We start from the raw sequence: 1,891 nt of genomic DNA, 5'->3' as shown, positions 1-1,891 counted from the left end.
TGATGTTCTATCAATCTGGACGTTGATCTCCCCGCTCGTCACATGCTCGCCGTTCATCAAGTGGGCCGGCCGCAACCGCCGGCTGCTCGCGGAGCTGGACTGCCGCCTTCCGGAATCCTGGGATACGGATTACGAACCATTTATCGGGGGCGGCGCATTGCTTGTCCATCTGGAGAACCAGGGGCTTTTAAAAAAAGCGGTCATCTCCGATCTCAACAGCGAACTCATCAACCTGTACCGCGTTGTCCAGGACACTCCGGGAACGCTCATCACGGCACTCGCAAGCGAAGAGTTTCAGAACGATGAAGCAGCGTACCGGAAGCTCAAGGAGCGGTTTAATACCCTGATTGGCAGCAGGAACCATAGTCTCGAACGGGCTGCCCTGCTCATCTACCTCAACAAGCACGGGTTCAACGGGCTCTGGCGGGTGAACCGGAAGGGCAAGTTCAATGTCCCGTTTGGCAGTTACAAGAAACGTTCCATCCCTTCAGATACGAGTATCCTCAAGTTCTCGGCCATGCTTGAGAAGGTAAAAGTGGAGAACCGGGATTTTGCATCCGCAGTGAAAACTGCAAAGAAAGGGGATTTCATCTATTTCGATCCCCCGTACCAACCGCTCTCGAAGACGGCGAACTTCACGGACTATAACTCCCGCGGGTTCCCTTTTGCCGAGCAGGAGCGGCTCGCACGCCTGTTCCACCGGCTCACGAAGAAAGGGGTCCGGGTCATGCTCAGCAACTCCAAGGTTCCGGAAATCGAGGATCTGTATGCTGATTTCTGCATTGAATCAGTCAATGCCAAGCGTTTCATCAACTGCAATGGCGAAAGGAGGAAGGGGATCCAGGAAATAATTGTCACGAACTATTCCTTTGATAAAGAATGAGTGAATCTTCCGCCGAAAAAAGGTGAGCAAAAATTCCTCTTTTAATGCCAAGCAGAAATGCCATGCAAATAAAGGGAGTTATTAGTACGTTCTGTCACAATACGGTTATTGTGCAAGCCGGTCCCTGACCGGCAACAGCACGGTACAGACAACGCTGGTAAAAAAACGGGACGATACCGGGAATTTCCTAAAAAAGGTATACCGGGTTGTGAACCCGGTCATCCGGATGATTTCAGGAGCAGAAGATCTTCCGGGCCCGGATCACTCTCGTGCGTGGCAACCGTCCACAACATACCCGTCTTGGAGTACCAGAATTGAAAAAAAGGAAACGGAGGTGACACCAGGAAAGCCGGTCAAACGTGGTTGAGCAGAGACAAAGGAGACAAGATTGGTGTCTCCTGCTTCCAATGCACAATGCCCCCAACTCCACAGTAACCTTACAATACCGTTTTTCGCCTCAGGCAATCCGGCCCGTCTGCGGGGGCGGGCCGGAAATGCCTTTCTTATTTTTCTTCAAGAACGATACATTGCGGATGATATTTGGGCAGACCATCAGTCTGTCGTTCCTGCGCGATATTCTTCTATCCGGCCAAAGGCAGTCAGCTTGCCGTTCTCGATAACCGAGACCGCCCCGTGCCCGCCGCAGATAAGGCAGCGCCGGCCGGAGGATGCAAGGGCCTTGTCGGTCTCTTCTGCAAGGGCCATCAACGCAATACGTTCCTGTTTTGCCCGGTCGCTGTCCACGTTGACCGAGGTGACCAGGAATGCAGCAAGGGAACTGTAATCCGCCCGTGCCTTGGTCAGGCTCCCGAAATTGATGACACTATCGGCCGCGAAGATCAGGCCATGGTGCCGCTAGTAGATGAACACCTGCCCGAAGGTGTGGCCCCCAAACCCGTCACTTACATTCCGTACCAGCGCGCCTATCTAAAACCACCCGATGACACGAAAAGTCCCACGCCTCCCCTCCCCTGGCCCACGCAACCATCGCATATGCGTTCGCCCCGG

2 protein-coding genes are annotated in these 1,891 nt (G+C 53.7%); one reads left to right on the top strand and one right to left on the bottom strand.

Annotated elements, in window-relative coordinates:
* The coding region (locus CW742_RS11525; protein WP_292420527.1) for a DNA adenine methylase at window positions 1–883 on the top strand (883 nt) is incomplete at its 5' end.
* A 552-nt stretch (window positions 884–1,435) separates the two neighbouring features.
* Here CW742_RS11525 and CW742_RS11520 read toward each other — a convergent pair.
* Window positions 1,436–1,627 carry a hypothetical protein gene (locus CW742_RS11520; RefSeq protein ID WP_292420525.1) on the bottom strand — a complete coding sequence of 64 codons (192 nt, stop codon included), beginning with the start codon at window positions 1,625–1,627 and terminating at the stop codon, window positions 1,436–1,438.
* Window positions 1,628–1,891 lie beyond the last annotated feature (264 nt).

The organism is Methanoregula sp., from assembly GCF_002835825.1.
GTDB lineage: Archaea > Halobacteriota > Methanomicrobia > Methanomicrobiales > Methanospirillaceae > Methanoregula.
The sequence above is the reverse complement of the archived record's forward strand: the minus strand, read 5'-3'. Positions and strand labels throughout refer to the sequence as shown.